This window comes from Chryseobacterium flavum (assembly GCF_003385595.1).
GTDB lineage: Bacteria > Bacteroidota > Bacteroidia > Flavobacteriales > Weeksellaceae > Chryseobacterium > Chryseobacterium flavum.
In genome coordinates this window covers 58,561-83,251 of the sequence record NZ_QNUE01000011.1, presented here as the reverse complement: position 1 = coordinate 83,251, position 24,691 = coordinate 58,561, and the positions used below count along the sequence as shown (strand labels likewise).

Below are 24,691 nucleotides of genomic sequence, written 5' to 3'. Positions count from 1 at the left end.
ATTGATTATTATTGTATTAAGCTGTAACGGGTCTTTTTGCAGGAGCATCATCTCTGTCGAAAACTTTATTGATCACTGCATTTTGATTTTTTTCAAACATCTTGTGGCTACCTGGAGCAGGAGCACCGCTCGGTACCGGAGCAACTACCTGAATTCCTGTATCTCTGAAGTTTCTCAGGATATAAGACCAGGCGCCCATATTTTCAGGCTCTTCCTGAGCCCACACAAGTTGTTTTCTGTTCTCATATTTATTGAAGATTTCTTCAATAGCATCTGTCTGAAGCGGATATAACTGCTCGAATCTTACCAAAGCAATATTTTCACAGTTAAGCTCTTCTTTCTTCGCCAATAATTCGAAGTACAGTTTACCTGAACAAAGAACTAATTTTTCTACTTTTTTAGGATCTGCAGTTGGGTCATCCAATACTGGCTGGAATGCGCCGTTTGCAAAATCTTCAAGTGGAGAAACCACTTTAGGGTGTCTCAATAAAGATTTAGGGCTCATTACGATCAATGGTTTTCTGAAAGCCCATTTCAGCTGTCTTCTCAATAAGTGGAAGTAATTGGCAGGTGAAGTAATATTTGCCACTACCATATTTTCATTTGCACAAAGGGTAAGGAATCTTTCCAGTCTTGCTGAAGAGTGTTCTGCCCCCTGGCCTTCTGAACCATGAGGCAATAGCATTACCAATCCGTCCTGAATTTTCCATTTTTCTTCTGCAGCAGCCAGATACTGGTCAACAATAATCTGTGCACCGTTCACAAAATCTCCAAACTGAGCTTCCCAGATGGTTAACGTATTCGGAGAAGCCATAGCATATCCATAATCAAAGCCTAAAACACCGTATTCTGAAAGATGGGAGTTGTATACATCAAATCTGCTTTCTGATACATGTCTCAACGGGATATATTCTTCTTCTGTATCTTCTGTTTTTACTACAGCGTGTCTGTGAGAGAATGTTCCTCTTTCAACATCTTCTCCGGAAATTCTCACATTGTGGCCTTCCACAAGAAGGGTAGCATATGCCAACCATTCTCCTAACGCCCAGTCTAATGAATTTCCTTCAATCGCTTTAATACGGTTTTCGAAAAGTCTTGTAATTTTATTGATGAACTTTTTATCAGCCGGAAGAGTTGACATTTTAAGCGCCAGTTCTTTTAGTTTCTCCAGGTCATATTTTGTATCAACCGGTAACTGAAGAGCTCCTCTTTTTCCGATCGGATAGTTTACCCAATCTTCAGCCATAAAGACATCCATTACATTTTTTTCGATCTCTTTGGAAGCATCAAAATCTTTATCTAAAAGAGCTTTGAATTCCGTTTCCATTTTAGCGATCACATCATTTGAAGTAACACTGTCTTTAAGTAATTTCTCCTTATAAATTTCTCTTGGATTCGGGTGTTTTGAAATGGTCTTATACAGGTTAGGCTGTGTAAATCTAGGCTCGTCTCCTTCATTATGACCATATTTTCTATATCCTAATAAATCGATATAAACATCTTTTCCAAATTTCGCCCTGAAATCAGCAGCGAAGTGAATAGCATGAACAACCGCCTCTGCATCATCGGCATTTACATGCATTACAGGAGATTCTGTAACTTTTGCAATATCCGTACAATACGTTGAAGATCTTGCATCCATATAATTTGTTGTAAATGAAACCTGATTATTTACAACAATATGCACTGTTCCTCCTGTTCTGTACCCTTCCAGCGTCATCATCTGAGCCACTTCATAAGCAATCCCTTGTCCGGCAATGGCACCATCACCATGAATGATAATTGGTAAAACTTTAGAGAAATCTTTATACTTATCGTCCACTTTTGCACGGCAGATTCCTTCTACAAGGGCTGCAACCGTTTCAAGGTGAGACGGGTTCGGAGTCAGGTTAATACAAACTTCCTCGCCTGAAGCTGTTTTGATCTTTTTAGATGAGCCTAAGTGATATTTAACATCACCTGAAAATACATCTTCTTCGAATTCCTTACCTTCAAATTCTGAGAAAATTTGCTTATAAGATTTTCCGAAGATATTTGTTAATACATTTAATCTACCTCTGTGGGCCATTCCCAGCACCACCTCATCTACTCCTAGCTGAGAAGATCTTGAGATCAGCTGATCCAAAGCCGGAATTAATGTTTCTCCTCCTTCCAGAGAGAATCTCTTTTGCCCTACAAATTTTGTATGAAGGTAGTTTTCAAAGGCAACAGCCTGATTTAATTTTAATAAAATTTCTGTTTTTTCATTCGCAGAAAGGTTTGGATGGTTTTCATTTACCTGAAGCCACCTTTTGATGAAATCTTTTTCTTCAACATTGTTGATGTGCATATACTCTACCCCGATAGAATCACAGTAGATATTTTCCAGGTGCTTAATCAGGTCTGCCAGAGTAGCAGGTTCTTTCATTCCTGTTTCAACAGCACAATTGAATTTTGTATTTAAATCTTCTTTAGAAAGACCGAAATTTTCGATATCTAAAGTAGGCGTATAATGTCTTCTTTCTCTTACCGGATTTGTTTTTGTAAACAAATGGCCTCTTGTTCTGTAAGCCTCAATAAGGTTTACTACTTTAAATTCCTTTTTGATATGCTCAGGAACCTCTCCGTTTGATACCGCCTGAGAAATCTGCTGTACTGCAGGAGCAGTGCTGGCCGAAGCCTGGATATATTGAATGTTATCGTCATCTCCGTAATTCTCTAAAGCAAAATCAAAGCCTTGAAAGAAAGCTTTCCATGATGGTTCTAAAGAATCCGGGAATTTTAAGTACTGTTGGTATAAATCCTCAATTAACTGAGAATGAGCTGCGTTTAGGAATGAAAATCTGTCCATTATTACAGTTTATCTATTTATTAAAATTTATTTGTAGAATTAATCTTCAAATTTAATAAAAAAAACCGACTTAGAACAGTCTCAAACCGTTAAAAAAAATTAAGAAAAAAAAAATTACTTAAACACTGATAATGAGAGTTTCATGTTCACTTCCTGACCTTCCACCGGACGTTCAATAAAAGTCTGGCGGATGTCCCCAAAACGCATCTCATCCTTCTTTGCTTTCTGAATCAGCTGCTGAATTGCCTTAATTCTTCCTTCATAGCTTCCCTTATAATACATCACATAGTTTTGAGATGGATTTACCGTTCTGAAATTAAAATTATTGTCTGTAACCCCTATTTTTTTAGAAAGCGGAATTCCCAGAAAGTAAGAAACTTCTTTGTCTTTATAATTATCAGCATCCGTGATTAAAACAGGATAACCGAATTCATCGTCTTTTTTTCCAAGATCCATGGTTACAAACGTATAAATCTTGTTATAATTCATGACGATATTTTTGTAAAGTGCATCTTTTTTATTGGATGTGCTTACATTAATCCCAAGTAACAGCTTATCCTCTTCATTTTCCACCATCAGACTGTCATACTTTATCGCGGCCATCTGATTGTCTTTCTCTACCTTATTCCCTAAAACATTTTTCAGATTAACCATACTTTTGGTAATATTTTCAGCAAACCTGTCTTCTGTCCAGAAATTTTCAACCCTTCTCCATACCGATAGCTTGGGCGTATGAACATACCACGTAATTTTTGTTTTTTCTGCGGAAACAGGCTTGAACTTTACATCAACCAGGGTCGGATTTTCGTTCTCATCTTCGAAAAGCTGATATTTTAAAGTTTTATTAGGGTTTTCGTAGCGGATAAACATTTCCCCGTCCGTATCATTTTTAGAGTCTACATAACTGATCGCACTGCCCTGTCCTTCATAAGGCCTGTAATAATCTATATCCATAGATTGTGAACTGCTGAAAAAGTTATTCCATCTTGTAAAATGCTGAAGATTATTAAATTGTGCAAAAACTTTATCTACAGGGTAATCGATCTCTTTTTCAATGGTGAAATTCTTGCTTTCATCTACGAAATAATACATAGAAGCAGCATATACTCCTCCCAGAAAAATGATCATTAAAGTTAATATTTTAAAAATACGCATCACGCAAAAGTAATACAAATAAAAAAAGTGACCAATATACTGATCACATTGATGCTTATTTTTAATTATAATTTTTGACAGAGCAAAATAGTTAAATCACCAGTTGTGTAACAAATATAAAAGATTTCATTTTGAATATCTATTACAGTAATAATCCATTGCTATTTTTACTGCCTGGTAAATACAAGCCCCTCTGTTTCCGGAAGATATATCGTATAATCCCGGTCAGGAGGACAGTTAATATCATTTCTTGTTGTTGTACCCGGATAATAATTCCAAGAGAATTGGCCATTATTTATTTTTTTAAAAACAATTTTACCAATTCCTACGCTACAATTTCCACCAGAAAAAATTAAATTAAGCTCATTCCCGCTTGATTGGGTTTTAAATCCTCTGATTGATAAACGAATGTCATTTGTAAAATTCTTATTTAAGGAGCTTTCTAATATAAATCCATTACTACTTTTGACTTCGTATCTGACTCTAATCTGATCTCTAAAAAAATTTTTATCAAACATTTCAAAAGGGACCTTTGTCTCTTTATCTATACTCAAAATAATTATCTTATCTTGAAAAGTGGCTCTCCAAGTTCCGGTATAATAATCTAATTCATTGTTAGAATCCTTAAAATATGAATTTGGAACAGCACCCAATACTGAAGTATTTAATGGTAATGCTTGTTCTTGTGCTTTCCAAAAAGACACGACAAAAATTCCCAGTATAATTACACCATTTCTCATCATTGTTTTGTAAAGATTAGATTTTCTGTCTCAGGAAGATGTATTTTATATTCTCTGTCAGGAGGACAGTTAATATCATTTCTTGTTGTTGTACCCGGATAATATCCCCAGGAAAATTGAGAAGCATTTATTTTCTTTAAAGTAATGGTTCCTATGCCAACACTGCAGTTTCCTCCTGAAAAAAGTAGTATAACACTTTTCCCATTATCTTGAGTGAGTACACTCTTTATAGAAAGTCCTATATCATTTGTAAAATCTTTATTCAATGTACTTTCTAATATTACATCATTTTTTTTAACTTCATATCGAATAAATAACTGATCAGTATAATAATTTTTATTAAAATATTTAGTAGGTACTTTTATTTGTTTTAAAATTTGTAAGGTAATACCTTTATCTTGGAAACTAGCATTCCATGTTCCTATGTAATAATCTAATTCTTCATCCAGATCTTTAAAGTAGGAATTTTCAGAAACACCTCGTACAGATGTATTTAATGGATATATTTGCTGTGCTTTACAAGAAAACACAACAAATATCCATAGTATAATCAAACCTTTTCTCATCACTGTTTTGTAAAGATCAGATTTTCTGTCTCAGGAAGGTGTATTTTATATTCTCTGTCAGGAGGACAGTTAATATCATTTCTTGTTGTTGTACCCGGATAATATCCCCAGGAAAATTGAGAAGCATTTATTTTCTTTAAAGTAATGGTTCCTATGCCAACACTACAATTTCCTCCTGCAAAAACTAAAGTAATACGATTTCCATTATCTTGGATTTTTGAACCATCTATTGAAAGTGTAACATCATTAGTAAAGTCATTATTTAATGTACTTTCTAATATTACGCTATCCTTTTTTATCTCATATCTTACAAATATCTGATCTCTATAAAAGCTTTTATTAAATCTCCTGATCAGTACTTTTATTTGTTTTGAAATTTTCAAAGTGATTATTTTATCCTGAAAAGTGGCTCTCCAAGTTCCGGTATAATAATCTAATTCATTGTTAGAATCCTTAAAATATGAATTTGGAACAGCACCCAATGCTGAAGTATTTAAGGGTAATACTTGTTCTTGTGCTTTACAGGAAAAAAAGAATAATGTAAGTATATAAATAATTTGTTTCATGATATTTTTTTTAGTTATTACATAAAGCTGCCGCAGTGGTACCATCTGAATTTTGACTTATTGTTAAAATTTTATTTTCTTCAACTCTATGTAGAATAATTTTATTTTTTAAACTCATATTTTCTATGGTAGAAAAGAATATTCGTTCCAGCTTTTCATTATTAGAAAAACTATTATTAGAAAAATTTTCTATATAATCGTCCCATTGATTTTTATCCCAAGCCTTCAATTGTCCTTCAGTATAACTCCCATATATGGGAATCTCATGATGAGTTCCATTAAAATACATCACATAATGTATACCACCGGGGGCCATTATCCCCATATAGGCATTACCTGTACTTCCTATATTTTGGTATCTCGCTATTTCTATTAATGTAGATATATCATCTGCAGAAAATATATTTACTCCGGTCCCTGTATGGTTATGATATCCACCATTCATACCGGAAGGATCTCCAAAGTTAATACTATGGTCTCCATCTTGCATAGAGGATGTAGGAGCACCTGTTTTATTATCCCGCCAGCCTTTTTCTCCAGCTTGAGCTCCATTAGCCATATGCTGTTTCAGGTCATCCGTTATATTCTTATTTTTTTGACTTTCCAGCATTTTTTTTGTTTTATCGCAGGGGTCATCCTTGGGGTCAAGGTAATCCGGAAACTTATGTTTGGAACCATCACCGGACATCGCCTGTCCGCTTCCACCCCTGGGGCCATACAAGGGATCTTCCCATGAGGCATCCTTCCACCAGTCTTTACCAGGCTGATGGAGTATAAAACCTCCGCTTTGGTCCATATGATGGAGCATAGTAATGGTTATTTCCTCTATTTCATTTATCCGGATATGTTCCTCAGTAGTACCGAAACCTCTGGCAAGTACCGGTCCGGAATCATAAAGATTATCCACAGCATCCTGAAGCCTGCCAAGTACAAGTAAGGTTGTTGGATCATTATTCTGGACAATAGTAAACTGTACATAATCTCTGTTTGGAGTAGTGATTCCATGAATAAAAGCAGTCACCTGATCCCCTTTAAGGATTGGAAAAGCAATTGCTTTAGAATTGTTTCCATAAGTATAGGTAGAAACAGCATAGAAAGGATGACCGAATTTGCTGTAGAACTCCTGACTGAAAACTGCATTATTCGCAAGAAATGCTTTTATAGTCTCCCTGAAAGGGACTTTATAACTTACCGGAGAAATGGGAATATTCACGGTAGAAATGTAAGGTGTATTGTCAGGGCTTATACCACGTCTGACTTCCTTTTCTGTATGTTCTTTCCTGAACCCTGCATCAGACTGTATTTTTTCATCAAAATTCACAAACATTTCTATTGGAACACGAAACTCCGTCTGCTCCTGAGAAGTAATGCTATTATCTTCCATACGGCAGGAATACAGAAAAAGAAAAGAAGACATAACCAGCAAAGCCCGCCGGAGAAATAATTTTTTCATCATAAACATGTTTTTTTAAGTTATTCAGATTGTCAAATATAGAATTTTTTCAAACACAAGGGATATAAAAACTACTGTAACATATTATATTTCATCAAGTTATACAATATGATACAAATTATAAAAGAATAAAACTGTTTTATAGAAAAATATTACCAAAATCAATATGGAAATAAAGTAAGAAAATATAGAAAAATTAAAAACTGGTCATATAAACGCCTGAAATACCAGGTAAACGTCACTTGAATAACCATTCCGGACCAGATTCCTTGCTCTATATTCTTGAAAAATGAATTGATATGGTTAAAAACAAAAAAGTACCTCACACAGTGAGATACTTTTTGTTTTCATCGATAGTAAGCAGACTATCCTATATGCGTTCCCGCTGGCAGTACAGCTCCTTTTTTTACCACTACAATTCCATCCTGCACAGAATGGGTACCATAATCACCATCCGGAATATGTTTTCCTCCAATGATCTTTACATTGTCTCCTATATAGCAGTTTTTATCTAAAATCGCCTTTTCAATATAGCAATACTTTCCAATTCCCATATTCGGACGTCCGGCCCTGTCATTCAGGACTATTTCAGTGGTATTCTGATAAAAGTCAGCCCCCATGACATAAGAATTTACAATGGTACTTCCTTTATCAATCCTGGTTCTGTTACCAATCACTGAGTTTTCTATTTTATCCGCCATGATAATGCAGCCATCTCCAAATACCGCTTTACTTACATAGGAACCATTGATTTTTGATGGAGGAAGCATTCTTGCTCTTGTATAGATCGGAGAAGATGAGAAAAGGTTGAACTGTGGGAAATCCTGACAAAGGTCAAGGTTAGCCTCGTAAAAAGACTCAATAGTTCCTATATCTGTCCAGTAACCTTCGTATTGATAGCTCAGTGTTTTATATTTTCCTATTGAACTGGGGATGATATCCTTTCCGAAGTCATCTCCTGCCCCCTCTTCAAACATTTTCTTGAGAATATTTTTGGTAAAAATATAAATTCCCATGGATGCAAGGAATTCTTTTCCTTTATGCTTGTTTTCATCCGAAACCTCAGACTTCAGCCCGTCCAGCATTGCATAATCCGGTTTTTCATAAAAGGAGGTAATATTTCCTTCATCGTCTGACTTCAGAATTCCAAATCCTGTTGCATCTTTAGCATTCACCGGAATGGTTGCAATAGTCAGATCTCCGCCGTTTCCAATATGAAAATCCAGCATTTCCCTGAAGTCCATCTGATAAAGCTGATCCCCGGAAAGAATTAAAATATAGTCATAATCATATTTCTCAAGATGTTTCATAGACTGGCGAACTGCATCTGCTGTTCCCTGATACCAGCTGTCATTTTCTACATTTTGTTCAGCAGCCAGAATATCTACAAACCCTTTGCTGAAAATATCAAAGTGATATGAGTTTTTGATATGTGAATTTAAAGAGGCTGAATTAAATTGAGTTAAAACCAGGATTTTATTCAACCCCGAATTCAGGCAGTTCGAAATAGGAATGTCAACAAGCCTGTATTTTCCTGCAATAGGTACCGCCGGTTTTGATCTTGTATAGGTTAACGGGAATAATCTTGTCCCTCTTCCGCCTCCCAAAACAATGGAGATTACATTTCGATTCATAGATATCTTGCGTTTTTATTGTATTAATTATTCTTCTCTGGTGTTTATATGCAATATACAGCAATATTTTTTTACAACGGAAATTATCACAGCCATACACTATACTCTTATAAAGATCTGCTTCAGTTGCTATATAAAGCTATATATTTTTCTGCAGATTTCTCCCATGCAAAGTCAAACTTCATATTGGCATGGATAAGTTTCTCCATAATATCTTTATGATTATAAAGCTCCAGCGCCCTGTTCATTGCATGTACGATATCATCTGTTCCCGGATAGGTAAAATTCAGTCCGGCTCCGCCGGTTGAAATATCTTCTACCGTGTCTTTAAGCCCGCCTGTATATCTTACTACAGGAACCGTACCATATCTCATGGAATACATCTGGTTTAACCCACATGGTTCTACCCGTGACGGCATTAGCAGAAAATCTGCCGATGCATAAATCTTATGGGAAAGATACTCTTTATATCCCAGATCCAAAGCAAAATTGGTATAGGTATAATCGTATTCTTTCAGTTTATTTTCAATATAGGTATTACCGGAGCCCAGGATCATAATATTCAAAGTCCCGTAACTCTGCTTGATGCTTTTCCATACCACATCAGGCAGCAGATCAGCACCTTTTTCCGTAGCAAACCTGCCAATAAAAGCAAATAATGGAAGTTCAGGCTTAAGTCCATATTCCTTGCACAGTTTTTCTTTATTTTTTTTCTTTTCTTCCACAGCATTTTGGCTGTTGAAATTAAAATCCAGCATTGGATCAGTTTCAGGGTTCCATACTTCCATGTCAATCCCGTTAATAATTCCGTATGCTTTTCCAAATTCCTGGCGTACCAGACTTTCAAGCCCATGGAAGCTAATAAACAATTCTTCCAGATAACCTTCAGAAACAGTAGTAAAGGCGTGAGAACATTTAATCATACCTGCTAAAGGGTTTATGAGACCATTCCAGTCCAGCAGTCCCCATTTGTAAGCATCAAATGAAGGCATATAATTCGCCATATCCCAACTCATCATTCCCTGATATTCTCCGTTATGAATGGTCCCGATGGTTTTCACTCCTTTTAAAAAGTTAAATTCCGGACAATGTTCTGTCATAAAAGGCACTAGTCCGGTATGGTAATCATGACAATGCAGAATATCCGGTTTCAGCTCCATTGCACACAGCCAGTGCAAAATACCTTGCTGAAAAGCCAGGAACTGAAAACTTTCATCCTGATATCCATAAGGGTTGTCCCTATCCAAAAGCCCGGGTATTTTTACCATATAAAGTTCAAATCCCAACACATTGGTCTTCTCCTTCATTACCTGAACCTGAAGCATATTTGGTCCCTGATGAATAAAACCATCAAAAACTATATCAAACTCATGATCATAAATAAAAGATTTGTTATACCACGGCATTACAACCTTGGCCTCTACTCCTTTTATTTTATTCTGGTATTTTGGCAATGCACCAACTACATCAGCCAGACCTCCAACCTTTGCTACAGGATAACATTCTGTACTTAAATGATATATAACCATTTTATCTTTTATGTTTAATTCTGTGTAATTTATATTTTTTATCTTTCTTCTGCTTTAATATAATTCCCGCTAACGGCGGAAGCTTTACAGTCATTGACTTTCCATGATTCTGCCATTCCTCATTGCGCTCTTCCAGGATTTCCGCTTCCACTCCGCTTCCACTGTACGTTTCCTGGTCTGAGTTAAAAACCACTTCCCAATGGGTTCCCGGAGGAATTCCAATCTTATAATCCATCACCTGAGGAATCAGATTCAGAACTACCATAAAAACATCACCCTTTATTTTTCCTTTCCTCAGATATACATATACTGAATTTTCCAGATCATCAGCTTCTATCCATTCAAAACCGCTTTTTTCAAATTGGTTTTCATAAAAGGCAGGCTCAGATCTGTAGATATGATTAAGTTCCTTTACCAGTTCCTGCAATCCTTTATGGACAGGATATTTTAATAAATGCCAATCCAGGCTTTGTGTAAAATTCCATTCTCCGGTCTGTCCGAATTCATCTCCCATAAAAAGCAATTTAGCTCCCGGATGGGTATACATATATACATACAAGGTACGAAGATTTGCGAACTTCTGCCACTCATCACCTTTCATTTTATAAATTAAGCTAGCTTTGCCATGCACCACTTCATCATGGGATAAAGGCATCATATAATTCTCATTATACATATACATAGAAGCAAATGTAAGCTTATGATGGTGAAATTTCCTGTTAACAAAATCTTCTTTGAAATAATCCAGTGTATCATGCATCCAGCCCATCATCCATTTCATTCCGAAACCAATCCCTCCATCATGAACGGGTTTTGTAAGCCTAGGAAAATCAGAGCTTTCTTCTGCAATGGTAATAATCTGGTCACCAAATTCTCCATAAACAGCAGTATTAAATTCCTGAAGAAAAGCCATTGCCTCAAGATTAACATTTCCACCATATATATTGGGTTCCCATTCCCCTTCATTTCTTGAATAGTCCAGATGGAGCATTGAAGTCACTGCATCCACCCTTAAACCGTCAGCATGATACCGTTCCAGCCAAAACATAGCATTGGAAATCAAAAAAGATTTAACTTCATTTCTTCCATAATTAAAGATATACGATTTCCAGTCAGGATGGAATCCTTTTCTCGGATCCTCATGCTCATACAGATAAGTGCCGTCAAAACGGTGAAGACCATTGGCATCTCCCGGAAAATGTGCAGGTACCCAATCCAGGATAACACCAATTCCGTTGCGGTGAAGCTCATCAATCAGATACATAAGATCCTGAGGAGAACCAAACCGGGATGTAGCTGCATAAAATCCTGTAACCTGATAACCCCAGCTGGGATCATAAGGATATTCCATTACCGGCATAAACTCCACATGAGTAAACCCCATTTCCTTTATATAAGGGACCAGCTTCTCAGCAATTTCTCGATAATTTAAAAACCGGCCAGGAGCACTTTCTTCCCTTGCCCATGATCCCAGGTGCATTTCATAGACAGACAAAGGAGCCCGTAATCTGTTATTTTGCCAGCGGCTTTCCATCCATTCCCTGTCATTCCATTCGTACCAGGTGGTAGACACCAGTGAAGCGGCCTGCTTATTCTGTTCCCAGCTTAAGGCATAAGGATCACTTTTCTCCAGTATTTCCCCTCTTTGCGTTTCTACAGCATATTTGTATAAGGTTCCCCATGTCAGTCCTGCAATAAAACCTTCCCATATTCCTGATTCATCCCATCTGGGATATAAAATATGATCTGTATGATTCCAGTTATTAAAGTTCCCGATTACAGAAACTTTTTTGGCATTGGGAGCCCAGACAGAAAAATAGACCCCTTTTACACCATCTTTTTCCACAGAATGCGATCCAAATTTACTATACAGTTTATAATGTCTACCTTCTTTAAAAAGATACACATCATGATCCGTGAAAAGTGTATAGGTTCCAACAGAATTCATCAAGGTCTGTTTGTATTTTAATATTTTCTCTGAAACTACGAAAAATACTGACAACAGCAGTTAATTATTATTCAAATAATTGTCAGGTTAATTTCTTCATCAGCCTATCAATCAAATATATCATTTTTCTCCTCATTTATTTTATGATTTTAAAACAATCTTTTTTATAAATTTAGCATTCAATTATTTATTAAACGCTTGTGATGAGGTTTGAACTGTATACTGAAGAAAAAGATGAAAGAACGGTATTCATTACCGGCAATTTCAACAATTGGGATCCCAGGGATCAGGCTTTCCGGCTAAAACAGCTGGATCCCTCCAGTTACTTTATAGAAATCGAAGATTCTCTTCTTCCGGAAGAAATTGAATATAAATTTACGAAAGGAGGTTGGGAAAATGTCGAACTTGATCAATATGGTAGTATTACCCCTAACCGAAAAGTAAAAAAGTCTGCAGAAAAAATTTCTGATACAGTAAGAAAATGGCGGTTGAACTGGGGTCCTTTTAAAGATGAATTCTTTCCAACTGCAGAAGTTATTTCTGAAAAGTTTTATATTCCCCAGCTTGACCGCTACCGTAAAGTATGGGCACTTTTGCCTTACGACTATCATACGTCCGGCAAAAACTATCCGGTTCTGTATCTTCAGGATGCCCAAAATCTGTTTAATGAAGGAAGCGGCTTCGGAAACTGGGAGATTGACAAGAAGCTGTCTGTCCTTGCCGAATATGGCCGGGGAGACATCATCATCATTGCAATAGAACATGGAAGCGAAGACAGGATTAAAGAGTACATTTTTGACAATGACAATGTAGCCAATGGTTCAGAAGGAAAAAAATACATCCGTTTTATTACAGATACTTTGAAACCTTTTGTGGATAAAAATTACCGTACCAAAAAAGATCGTGAAAATACCGGAATCGGAGGCAGTTCACTAGGTGCATTGATCAGTATTTACAGTGGGTTCCTGTATCCGGAAGTATACTCCAAACTGCTGATATTTTCTCCTTCTCTCTGGGTAGAACCTGATAATAATTTTCCTATGATGAGCTTCAGAGTCCCTTTTAAAACAAAAATCTATTTGTATGGCGGAGGCATGGAAGGCTCAAAAATGGTCAAAAGAATACGGATTTTTGAAGAATATTTAAAAAGATGGGAAAAGAAAAACCTTTTTGATTTTGAATTCCGCACAAGCATCAATCCCGAAGGCACCCATAACGAATTTTATTGGTCACAGGAGTTTCCAAGAGCTATCGAATGGCTGTTTTACAATAATACAGAAAATCCGGTGGAAGTAAAACCCCAGCAACAAAGCATTAAGAAATAAGCCTATGAAATTAATCAATAAGAGAAATAAAAATTACACACAGATTTTCCACGTATTCACAGAAGAAGAATGGACCAGAACAAGTAAAAATTTTAATAAAAATATTTCCACGTTTTTCACCGGAAAAAAATATGAGGTTTTTGTAAATGCACACGAAGAAGGTGTCACCTATTTTATTGGTTTGGGAAAATCCACACTGCAAAATTTTGAAGTCCTGCAGATTGCTGTGAAATTTACACAAACTCAAAAAGAAAAACTACAGGCTGTTCCTACATTAATTCTGGCAGATTTCATGAATGAAAAACAATTTGAAGAGTTTGCAAAAGGGCTGTTAACCGGTACATATAATTATCCTTTTGAAAAGACTCATAGCTTCTGGAACCCAAAATTTGAATTGCATTTTGAAAATTTAAGCCAGAAAAAACTGGATCATATCAATGAAAAAACATTGGCTTTAAGCAACGGACAGACCGCGTGTCAGGAGTGGCTCAATAAACCGGCTAATCTTAAAAGACCGGACGTTTTCAGTTCATATCTTAAAAATATGGCTAAGAAATATGAGCTGAAATATACGGTTTTCAACCGGAAAAAATGTGAAGAACTAGGCCTTGGAGCTTATCTTTCTGTTAACCAGGGAAGTGCTTATGATGCCGCTTTTACCATTCTCGAGTATAAATCCAATATAAAAAATGCCAAAACATTTGGTCTGGTTGGAAAATGTGTGTTGTTTGATACTGGCGGAGTCTCTATAAAAAGTTCTGTCAATTTACATTATATGAAATCTGATATGGGTGGGGCAACTGCTGTTCTCGGAACATTGATCTATGCAGCAGAAATGAAGCTTCCTGTGAATATTATTGCAATTCTTCCAATTACTGACAATGCTGTTTCAGAAAAAGCACTGCTGCCAAGTGATGTCATTACCGCATACAATGGCAAGACGATTGAAGTTCTGGATACAGATGCAGAAGGAAGACTCATTCTAGCAGACGGGCTCTCTTATCTCTCAAAAAATTACAAAACTGATTTTCTTATAGATCTGGCCACCCTCACCGGAAGTTCGGTAAGAATGTTCGGGGATACCTGTGGCGCTATGTTTTCCAACAATGAAGAATTAAAAAATCTTTTAATAAAATCAGGAGATCGTACCAATCAAAGATTATGGAACCTTCCCCTTTGGGATGTATGGAAAGATGATATACAATCCGATGTTGCCGACCTCAAAAACATTTCACTAAAGCCTGTTGGAGATTGTATTGTTGCAGCCAAATTCTTAGAGCAATTTATTGAAAATCATCCTAAATGGGCACATCTGGATATTGCCGGAGTAGTATTTGGAAACACAGGATATGCAAAGGAAAGAGCAGCCACCGGTTTCGGGGTACAATTGTTAGTGGATTTAATCGAAAATTATCATTAAAAATTAGTTTTTTACAAAAAATCTCTGTATACTTGATTAGTGTTTTTCCAAAAATTCATCATATTTCATTTTTTTATATTAATCAGATAATAAAGAAAAGCATTTATTTTTGAAAAACCACTAAACATAAAAAAACATTATATGGAGGAAAAAACTATTGTATGTATTTCGTGCTATTACAAGGGTTATGATTTCATGGACGAAATGAAGAAACTCGGTAATAGGATAATCCTGGTTACATCTGAAAACCTCAAAGAAAAAAACTGGCCGTGGCATGCGATTGATGAGGTATTCTATATGCCTGAGTTAAAGCCTTCCGTCTGGAACCTGGAGCATATGATTCAGGGATTTTCTCACCTGATGAAAACCAGAAAGGTAGATGCAGTAGTTGCTCTTGATGATTATGATGTAGAAAAAGCAGCTTTAATCAGGGAAACGTTCCGTATCCCAGGAATGGGTCAGACCACCCACCGATATTTCAGGGATAAACTGGCGATGCGTCAGAAAGCTAAAGATTCCGGCATCCATGTTCCTGAATTCACTGCTGTTTTCAATGATAATGAAGTCAATGATTTTATAAAAAAAGTGCCCGCTCCATGGGTACTGAAGCCCCGCTCAGAAGCTTCAGCTTCCGGTATTAGTAAAATTACATCTGAAGAACAGCTTTATGATGCTCTGAATGCACTTGGAGAAGAACGCCATCTTTTTTTGCTGGAAAGTTTCAAACCCGGAGATGTATATCATGTAGACAGCCTCACTTTTAATAGAAAACTTGTATTCACCTCAGCATCAAAATATCTGGCACCTCCCATGCAGGTTTCCCATGAAGGAGGTGTATTCCGTTCTAAAACACTGGGAAGATATTCCGATGAATTTAAGGCCCTTGAAGAGCTCAACGCCAAAGTTCTTTCCAGCTTCGGACTGGTTAACGGAGCCACACATACTGAATTTATCAGAGGAAAGGAAGACAACAGATGGTATTTCCTTGAAACATCTTCCAGAGTAGGTGGAGCACACATTCCTGATCTGGTAGAAGCTTCAAGCAGTATCAATATATGGAGAGAATGGGCTAAAATTGAAGATTCCCTTTTAAGAGGTAAAGATTATACAACATCACCTCCAACAGGCTATTATTCAGGGTTAATTATTGCTCTGATTAAAGATAAGGAACCGGACTACAGCAATTTTGAATCTGCAGAAGTGGTTAAGTTCCTTCCGATAGATTACCATATCGGGATTGTCTATAAATCCACAGATGCTGAAGTGATACAGAAAAAACTAGATAGTACTGCAGAGAAAATCCATATAGAAATGCTGAATATTTTACCCCCTAAAAATACCAGGCTGAGCAGTTAGAACCAAAATTAAAGAAAACAATCGATGCCTCATATAGAACATACAGAATATTATTCCAATATTTTGGGAGTAAGCCTTAATGTAGAGGTAACCGGACATTACGGATATCCTATTATTATGTTCCCTACTTCCCAGGGACAATATACCCAGAACCATGATTTCCATCTGAACGGAAGTATCAACTGGTTTATAGAACAAGGAAAGGTAAAACTTTATAACATCCAGACCATTGACAGCTGGAGCTTTTATGATGAAAAAATTTCACCACAACAAAGAATAAGGAATTATGAGAGATATGTACAATTTCTGGTCAAAGAATTTGTGCCTTATATCCAGAAAATTCATAAAACTCATCGTGTAGCTGTTGCAGGAGCCAGTTTTGGGGGATATCACGCCGCCAATTTTGCATTCAGATTTCCCGATTTAGTTTCCCACCTGTTTTGTCTTTCCGGAGCATTCAGTATAAGGAATTTTATGGATGGCTACTCTGATGATCTGGTATATTTCAATTGTCCAAAAGAATTTGTAGCCAATGATGAAGCCTGGAAATACAAGCACATGCATATCGTGCTAAGCACTTCTGATCAGGATATATGTAAAAACAAAAATATTGAAATGGCAGAAATTTTAAACGCAAAAGGTATTGATTTCTGGTATGATGAAAGAAAATGGATAGGTCACGACTGGCCCTTATGGAGAATGGTATTTCCTATATTTATAGGAGCTTATTTCTCTTAATAACGGCTTTTACTCTCAGTATTACAAATAAAAGGAATATCCGGAACAACTCAAAAAAGATAAAAGCAAGAATATACGCCAATTAAAAACAAAAATTATGATTAAAAAAGTAGGAATTCTATTTGGTATGGAAGATACATTTCCCTGGGCATTTATAGACAAAGTAAATGAGCTGGGAGGTGGTGAAATTGTGGCAGAACCTGTAACTATTGATAAATTAGAGCAGGGTGCTGACTATGGCTATGCAGTCATCATCGACAGAATTTCGCAAGACGTTCCTTTTTACAGAGCCTATTTAAAAAATGCAGCACTTAACGGAACTTATGTCATAAACAATCCGTTCTGGTGGAGTGCGGATGAAAAGTTTTTCAACAATGCATTAATGACCAAGCTTGGAATTCCTCTTCCAAAAACAGTTCTGCTTCCTTCACATGAAAGACCGTCAAACACCTCAGAAACTTCATTCAGGAACCTGAAATTCCCCCATGACTGGGAATACATATTTAGTTATATAGGATTTCCTGCATATATGAAACCTCATGATGGCGGAGGATGGAAAAACGTATACCGGGTAGAAAACCCTGAAGATCTATGGAATAAACTGGGTGAAACAGAACAGCTTGTCATGATGGTTCAGGAGGAAATTATATTTGATGATTACTACAGAGTATACTGTCTTGGAAGAAAATATGTTCATATTATGCCTTATGAGCCAAGAAATGCTCCCCATCTGAGGTACGCAACAACTCATCAGACACAAGGAGAAGAATTGGAAAAGCTGTTAAAGACTATTCATGACTATACTATTAAGATGAATGAGGCGCTGGGATATGATTTCAATACAGTAGAATTCGCTGTAAGAGACGGTATTCCTTATGCAATAGATTTTTGCAATCCGGCTCCGGATGCAGACAGAAACTCTGTAGGAGAGGAAAATTTTGCATGGATTGTAGAGCATGCAGCAAAGCTGGCTGTTGAAAAGGCTAAAGAATATGCTCCGGGGAAACCTAATATCACCTGGGGAACTTTTGTGAAAGATTCAGTCAAATAATCAAATAATATTGAAAAGAAAAAAAACACAATATAATGCATCAATTTACCATTGGAATCGAAGAAGAATATCAGATCATTGATGTTGAAAGCAGGGATCTTATTTCACATGTTTCCAAAATCATTGAGGGAGGCAAGGCGGTTTTAAGTGAAAATTTAAAACATGAAATGCACGAATCCATGATCGAGATGGAAACCGGCATATGCCAGAACATTCAGGAAGCGAGGACCGAACTCACCAACTTAAGACGACACCTGATCAATATTGCTCATGATCAGGGGCTCCGTGTTTCCGGTGGAGGAACCCATCCTTTTTCCCATTGGTCCGCAAATAACATTACACAGGGAGAAAGGTATATAAAAATTGTTGATGATATGGGAGATGTTGCCAGGGAGAATCTTATTTTCGGGCTGCATGTACATATCGGAATACCTAACCGTGAAGAAGGAGTAAGAATACAAAACGTTATGCGTTATTTCCTTCCGCATGTTTATGCCCTTTCTACCAACTCTCCATTTTGGATCGGAAGATATACAGGCTTTAAATCCTACAGACAGGAAATTTTTGTAAAATTTCCAAGAACAGGAATTCCAAGTTATTTCAATTCTCTTGCTGAATTTGACAGTTATGTAGATCTCCTGATAAAAACCGGGACCATTGACAATGCTAAAAAAATATGGTGGGACCTGAGAGTACATCCTTTTTATCCTACGATCGAATTCAGGATCTGTGATATGCCGTTAAGAATTGATGAAACGGTTTGCCTTGCCGCCATCATGCAGAGTCTGGTAGCCAAGATTTATAAATTGCATCAGCAGAATTTAAGCTTCAGGAGTTACCGAAGATTGTTGCTGAACGAAAATAAATGGCGTGCCTCCAAAAGTGGTATTGAGGCCCATCTGATTGACTTCGGAAAAGAGGAATCTGTTCCATATCCACACTTGTTAAAAGAACTTTTGGAATTTATTGATGATGTGGTAGATGATCTGGGATGCAGAAAAGAAGTTGAATATGCCTGGAAAATTCTGGAAAACGGAACGGGAGCTGACCGTCAGCTTCAGATATTCAAAGAAACAGGGGACCTTACAAAGGTGGTAGATTATATGATTTCAGAAACAGAATATGGCATAACACACGGAGAACCGGCTTCATAATATTTTTGGTAACTTTACAAAAAATATGATGTAATGAAAGATATTCGAATTGCCCTGCTGGACATGAACAACAATCATGTAAATCAAGGCTTTAGAAACATTAAAGAAATTTCTGAAGCATTCCGGCAGAACTCTGAAGAACATGTAGACATTAAGACTTTTGATGTAAGATTCAAAAATGAGATACCCGAAATCGGTGATTTTGATATTTTCATTTCTTCGGGAGGTCCCGGCACTCCGCACAGGGAAGGTTTCGAATGGGAAGGCAAATTTGCTGATTTTCTGGATACTATTTTTGAGTATAATAAAAATAATAAAGACAAAAAGTACCTTTTCCTGATCTGCCATTCTTTTCAATTAGCAAGTATTCATTGGAAATTGGGGAATATCTGTAAAAGAAAATCATATTCTTTTGGAGTAATGCCTGTTCATAAAACAGAAGAAGGCACGAATGAATTCTTATTCGCAAACCTTCAGGATCCGTTTTATGCCGTAGACTCCAGAGCATACCAGTTTATTGAACCAGATCATGATCGCTTTGAAAAATTGGGCATGAAAATTACTGCTATTGAAAAATTCCGTCCCCATATTAATCTGGAGAGAGCCGTAATGGCAATCCGTTTTTCTGATGAAATATTTGGAACACAGTTTCATCCCGAAGCCAGCCCTCAGGCTTTAATCGAAAATCTTAAAGACGATAAGAACAGAGGAGCTATGATTGAAAACTTCGGAATGGAAAAATATCTTGAAACGATGGACAGAATAGATGATGAAGATAAGATTATTCTGACAAGAAACCAGATTCTACCGAGATTCCTTCAGTTTGCAAAAAAAAACATTTTGAAGGAAATTGAATCTTTAGTTTAAATAAAAACAAACCACAAAAGTCACAAAAGTATTTTAACATTCAAGTTGGTTTTTAAGCTACTACTAACTGTTTCAGAAGTATACTTAAAGTTTTTTAAAAAAGCTTTATAACTTTTACGTTACATTATTTTGAATTGAGCATTTTGTCCGATTTTCAATATCACAAAAGAAAAAATATGATCCCAAAATATAGAAAACAGTTCAACAAAGAGTTTTCGGATGAAAAATACAGTCAACTAAAAGGTATATTGGCAAAGAAAGGAGGAATAGAACCTACTTTCAGAATCTCAGAAAGTCCTATTTTTTTGACCAAGGAATTTGAGAGTAAACTCATAGATGCCAGTGAGAGTATTATCAGTCAGATTAAGACATTGCCGGCAGAAATACTTCAAAAAGCTATTCCTGATAACTGCCGGGTCCCCAATGATACGGATAAACCACATTTTTTTACAATAGATTTTGGTATATGCAGAAGTGAAAACGGAGCAATAGAACCCCAACTGATCGAGCTTCAGGCATTTCCTTCTTTGTATGCCTTTCAAAAAGTGTATGAAGAGACATACTGTGAAGTTTACCCTTTTCTTTCCGAGATCCGCAATCCAATGTCTCATGAAACATTTAAAAACCATTTAAAGGAACTCATTGTAGGAGATGAAAATCCTGAAAATGTCATCCTTCTTGAAATCTTTCCGGAAAAACAAAAAACAGCTATTGATTTTTCCCTAACAGAGAAATTACTGGGCATAAAAACCGTATGCCTGACGAAAGTAAAGAAAGAAGGCCTAAAGCTGTATTATGAAAATGATGAAAAGCATACAGAAATCAAGAGAATCTATAACCGTGTCATCTTTGATGAACTGGATAATATTCCTGATCTGAAAACAGAATTTGATTTCCGAGAGGAAGTGGATGTCAAGTGGATCACGCACCCGAACTGGTTCTTTAAAATCTCAAAATTCCTGTTACCTTTACTGAAGCATCAATTTGTTCCAAAGAGTTACTTTCTGCATGAATTCCCGGAGCATGAAAGCCTTGAAAATTTTGTATTAAAACCATTGTTTTCATTTGCTGGAAGCGGAGTCAATCTGAATCCGACAATAGAAATTACAAGTGCTATTAAAGATAAGGAAAACTATATTCTCCAGAGAAAAGTAAACTATGAGCCGCTTTTTGAAGATATCAACAGGGAATTCTCAAAAGCAGAGATCCGATTGCTATATATTTGGCGGGAAAATGATGAGTACCCTATCCTATTGGAGAACCTGGGAAGAATGACAAAAGCCGCAATGGTAAATGTAGATTTCAATAAAAAAGATGCTATCTGGATCGGGAGTTCAAATGCTTTTTTTGGATAAATAAATTATAAAAAACTAATAATACATGGAAGAAACATCAACACGTTTCGCTGAATTTGACAACAACATCTTAACACTTAGATTAGAACTTATCCCGCTGTATTTTTATCTTAAAAAATGCAGAGTATCAAAACAACCAGGGAAAACTTATAAAAACAAAACCTCCGGAAATTCCGGAGGTTTTCTATATATTTTTATCATCTTCCAGAAGCTCCCGCGCCTGATATTCCTGAACCAGATCAATAGCATTGGAAATAACATCACTTAAAGCCGTGATAAAAGTTCCCTCTTCTGCCATTCCTATAGCATGTTTCAATGCTTCTATTTCTTTTGGAATAATTTCATAACTGACATCTTTCCCTGAAGATTGCATTCCTTCGATAATCAATCCATTAATTTCTTCTTCAGTTCTTCCACGAAGGTGCTTTTCGTTTCGGATGATGATGTGATCAAACATTCTCCCTGCAATTTTACCACATTCTCTGATATCGTTGTCTCTCCTGTCTCCAACACCGGAAATAATTCCGATTTTCTTTACAGATTCAACATTTTTCAAATAATCTTCAATAGCTTCATATCCTGCAGGATTGTGGGCAAAGTCGATCAGCACTTTAAAGTTTTTGAATTTAAAAACATTCAATCTTCCAGGAGTAAGCTGGGCACTTGGAATAAAGGTTCTCAAAGAATTGGAAATGTCCTCAATGCCGAATCCATACAGATAACTTGCCAAACTGGCCGCCAATACGTTCTCAATCATAAACCTGGCCTTTCCTTCCATCGTAATCGGGAAATCCTTTGCTTTTCCGATTCTGATTTTCCAATCACCTTTTTTAATGGTTACAAAACCCTCTTCATAAACGCAAGTGATCCTTCCTTCTCTGGCAAATTTTACAATATGAGGGTTCTTTTCATCCATACTGAAAATAGCCACATTACAATCCAGATCATTAACGATCTTCATGGAGTATTCATTGTCAGCATTCAGCACACTCCATCCATTCTTCTTCACACTGTCCAGCACCACCCGTTTTACTTTGGTAAGATCTCTTAAATTATGAATATCATTCATTCCCAGATGATCTTCTTCAATATTGGTAAGAACTCCGATATCACATTGTGAAAAACCCAGTCCTGAACGCAGGATTCCACCTCTGGCTGTTTCCAGTACAGCAAATTCAACAGTAGGGTCTTTCAGTATAAATTCTGCTGAAAGCGGACCGGTAGTATCACCTTTAGACAGCATGGTATTTTGAATATAGATTCCATCCGATGTTGTGAAACCGACTCTGTAACCGTTACTTTTTACAATATGTGAAATAAGCCTTGTCGTTGTTGTTTTCCCATTGGTTCCTGTGACTGCAATAATTGGGATGGTAAAAGGTTTTCCTTGAGGATAAAGCATGTCAACCACCGGTGCAGCCACGTTTCTTGGTAACCCTTCACTGGGTGCCAGGTGCATTCTGAAACCCGGTGCGGCATTGACTTCAATAATTGCACCTCCGCTTTCTTTTAAAGGCTGGGTTAAATTCTCTGCCATTACATCAATACCACAGACATCAAGTCCTATAATTTTGGAAATTCTTTCCGCCATCGTGATATTTTCCGGGTGCACCATATCTGTTACATCAATGGATGTTCCGCCTGTTGAAAGATTGGCTGTTGATTTCAGATACACCACTTCTCCCTTTTGAGGGATTGTTTCTAAAGTATAATGAAGTTTATCAAGCAACTCCAGGGTATCTTTATCTATCTCAATTTCCGTAAGGACATTTTCATGCCCATAACCTCTTCTTGGATCTTTATTTTCTTTTTCGATAAGCTGTTGCAGGCTTAATTCCCCGTCTCCAACAACATGGGCAGGAACTCTTCTTGCAGCTGCCACCATTTTATTATCAATTACCAGTATACGGAAATCATACCCGGTGATATATTTTTCAACAATTACTTTTCTTGAATATTTCTGAGCATGTTCCAACCCTATTTTAGCAGCATCCCAATCGTTCACGTTAATGGAAGAGCCTTTTCCATGGTTACCATCCAAAGGTTTCAACACAATAGGATAACCTATTTTCCTGATCACATCGTTTAAACCTTCCTCATCTACTACCAGATCACCAATCGGAACCGGAATAGCGGCATCATGAAGCATTCTTTTGGTTAATTCTTTATTACAGGCGATATCAACGGCAATAGAACTTGTTTTCCCGGTAATCGTAGCCTGAAACCTTTGCTGATTCACTCCATAACCTAATTGTACCAGAGAATTGGTACCCAATCTGATCCACGGAATTTTACGAGAGGCCGCTTCTTCCACAATACTTCCTGTAGAAGGCCCGAGGCGGACACGTTCCCTGATCTCTTTTAATTTTAGAATACAGGCATTCAAATCATATTCTTTACCTTCGATAAGAGCTTCAGCAATTTTCACTGCTTCTTCAGCTGCATAGATCCCGGCATTTTCTTCAATGTAATTGAATACAACATTATATACTCCCGGAGTTTTTGTTTCGCGAGTTCTTCCAAAACCTACATCCATACCGGCTAATGTCTGGATTTCCAATGCAATATGCTCAATGACGTGTCCCATCCAGGTTCCTGTTTCTACCCTATGGAAAAAACCACCTTCTACCCCCTCCGAGCATCGGTGCGTAATCAATGATGGAAGGAGCTTTTCAATCCTCTCCCTGAACCCATCTATTTTATTGGTAGGATAATTCTCCATGTCCTCAAGGTCTAATCTCATCTGTATCAGTTTTTTTCTTCTGATGCTCCAGATGTTAGGACCACGTAGTGCCTGAATCTTTTCAATTTTCATAGTCTGTTGGCATTTTTACAGTTAACAATAACTCGTTTTCAAATCAAAGATAATGTAAAACCCCAAACAAAACTATACCACATTTAAAGATTTATTAAAAAAATATTAATTTTAATTAACATTTCTAAAACATTAAAAATCAACTAAAGATGGCACGAATTTAGCCAGGGAATGTTAATTATTTTTTAA

Annotated in this window: 18 protein-coding genes; 8 read left to right on the top strand and 10 right to left on the bottom strand. The window is 36.7% G+C overall.

What is annotated here, in order from left to right:
• Window positions 1–16: 16 nt before the first annotated feature.
• The 9 genes from DRF59_RS14100 to glgB all read right to left on the bottom strand — a co-directional run bounded on the left by DRF59_RS14100 (window position 17) and on the right by glgB (window position 12,421).
• The gene (locus tag DRF59_RS14100) at window positions 17–2,830 is read right to left on the bottom strand and encodes a 2-oxoglutarate dehydrogenase E1 component (RefSeq protein WP_115961335.1); all 2,814 of its coding nucleotides are present in this window, start codon (window positions 2,828–2,830) and stop codon (window positions 17–19) included.
• 114 nt (window positions 2,831–2,944) lie between these two features.
• Window positions 2,945–3,958: an SRPBCC domain-containing protein gene (locus DRF59_RS14095; RefSeq protein WP_241505600.1), complete on the bottom strand. Its 1,014-nt coding sequence runs from the start codon at window positions 3,956–3,958 to the stop codon at window positions 2,945–2,947.
• Window positions 3,959–4,152: 194 nt separating this feature from the next.
• Window positions 4,153–4,728 carry a DUF6705 family protein gene (locus DRF59_RS14090; protein ID WP_123873696.1) on the bottom strand — a complete coding sequence of 192 codons (576 nt, stop codon included), beginning with the start codon at window positions 4,726–4,728 and terminating at the stop codon, window positions 4,153–4,155.
• Window positions 4,725–5,291, bottom strand: a complete 567-nt coding sequence (locus DRF59_RS14085) for a DUF6705 family protein (protein ID WP_115961326.1) — start codon at window positions 5,289–5,291, stop codon at window positions 4,725–4,727. The genes DRF59_RS14090 and DRF59_RS14085 overlap by 4 nt, the downstream gene beginning before the upstream one ends.
• The gene (locus DRF59_RS14080; protein ID WP_123873695.1) at window positions 5,291–5,857 is read right to left on the bottom strand and encodes a DUF6705 family protein; all 567 of its coding nucleotides are present in this window, start codon (window positions 5,855–5,857) and stop codon (window positions 5,291–5,293) included. The genes DRF59_RS14085 and DRF59_RS14080 overlap by 1 nt, the downstream gene beginning before the upstream one ends.
• 10 nt (window positions 5,858–5,867) lie before the next feature.
• Window positions 5,868–7,313, bottom strand: coding sequence for a hypothetical protein (locus tag DRF59_RS14075; RefSeq protein WP_123873694.1), 1,446 nt, complete (start codon window positions 7,311–7,313; stop codon window positions 5,868–5,870).
• 362 nt (window positions 7,314–7,675) lie between these two features.
• Window positions 7,676–8,944 carry a glucose-1-phosphate adenylyltransferase gene (locus DRF59_RS14070; RefSeq protein WP_115961317.1) on the bottom strand — a complete coding sequence of 423 codons (1,269 nt, stop codon included), beginning with the start codon at window positions 8,942–8,944 and terminating at the stop codon, window positions 7,676–7,678.
• A gap of 122 nt (window positions 8,945–9,066) precedes the next feature.
• Window positions 9,067–10,473: a glycogen synthase gene (locus DRF59_RS14065; RefSeq protein WP_115961314.1), complete on the bottom strand. Its 1,407-nt coding sequence runs from the start codon at window positions 10,471–10,473 to the stop codon at window positions 9,067–9,069.
• 1 nt (window position 10,474) lies between these two features.
• Window positions 10,475–12,421, bottom strand: coding sequence for a 1,4-alpha-glucan branching protein GlgB (glgB, locus tag DRF59_RS14060; RefSeq protein ID WP_115961530.1), 1,947 nt, complete (start codon window positions 12,419–12,421; stop codon window positions 10,475–10,477).
• Between the two features lie 203 nt (window positions 12,422–12,624).
• On the opposite strand from glgB, the gene DRF59_RS14055 reads away from it, so the two are divergent.
• From DRF59_RS14055 to DRF59_RS14020, 8 genes are all read left to right on the top strand, one after another.
• Entirely contained in the window at window positions 12,625–13,746 is a 1,122-nt protein-coding gene (locus tag DRF59_RS14055) for an alpha/beta hydrolase (protein ID WP_115961311.1), read from the top strand.
• A 4-nt stretch (window positions 13,747–13,750) separates the two neighbouring features.
• Window positions 13,751–15,166, top strand: a complete 1,416-nt coding sequence (locus DRF59_RS14050) for a M17 family metallopeptidase (protein WP_115961308.1) — start codon at window positions 13,751–13,753, stop codon at window positions 15,164–15,166.
• A gap of 141 nt (window positions 15,167–15,307) precedes the next feature.
• Window positions 15,308–16,522 (top strand): ATP-grasp domain-containing protein, encoded by a 1,215-nt coding sequence (locus DRF59_RS14045; RefSeq protein WP_115961305.1) that lies wholly within the window; start codon window positions 15,308–15,310, stop codon window positions 16,520–16,522.
• 24 nt (window positions 16,523–16,546) lie between these two features.
• Window positions 16,547–17,260: an alpha/beta hydrolase-fold protein gene (locus DRF59_RS14040; RefSeq protein WP_115961302.1), complete on the top strand. Its 714-nt coding sequence runs from the start codon at window positions 16,547–16,549 to the stop codon at window positions 17,258–17,260.
• A gap of 97 nt (window positions 17,261–17,357) precedes the next feature.
• On the top strand, window positions 17,358–18,311 hold the full coding sequence (locus tag DRF59_RS14035) for an ATP-grasp domain-containing protein (RefSeq protein WP_115961300.1): 954 nt from the start codon (window positions 17,358–17,360) through the stop codon (window positions 18,309–18,311).
• A 35-nt stretch (window positions 18,312–18,346) separates the two neighbouring features.
• A complete protein-coding gene (locus DRF59_RS14030) occupies window positions 18,347–19,465 on the top strand; it encodes a carboxylate-amine ligase (RefSeq protein ID WP_115961297.1) in 1,119 nt (372 codons plus the stop codon).
• 33 nt (window positions 19,466–19,498) lie between these two features.
• Window positions 19,499–20,332, top strand: coding sequence for a type 1 glutamine amidotransferase (locus DRF59_RS14025; protein ID WP_115961294.1), 834 nt, complete (start codon window positions 19,499–19,501; stop codon window positions 20,330–20,332).
• A gap of 176 nt (window positions 20,333–20,508) precedes the next feature.
• Window positions 20,509–21,687 carry a hypothetical protein gene (locus DRF59_RS14020; protein WP_115961291.1) on the top strand — a complete coding sequence of 393 codons (1,179 nt, stop codon included), beginning with the start codon at window positions 20,509–20,511 and terminating at the stop codon, window positions 21,685–21,687.
• A gap of 184 nt (window positions 21,688–21,871) precedes the next feature.
• Here the strand turns inward: DRF59_RS14020 and cphA are convergent, their stop codons facing one another.
• Window positions 21,872–24,502, bottom strand: a complete 2,631-nt coding sequence (cphA, locus tag DRF59_RS14015; protein ID WP_115961288.1) for a cyanophycin synthetase — start codon at window positions 24,500–24,502, stop codon at window positions 21,872–21,874.
• Between the last annotated feature and the right edge of the window lie 189 nt (window positions 24,503–24,691).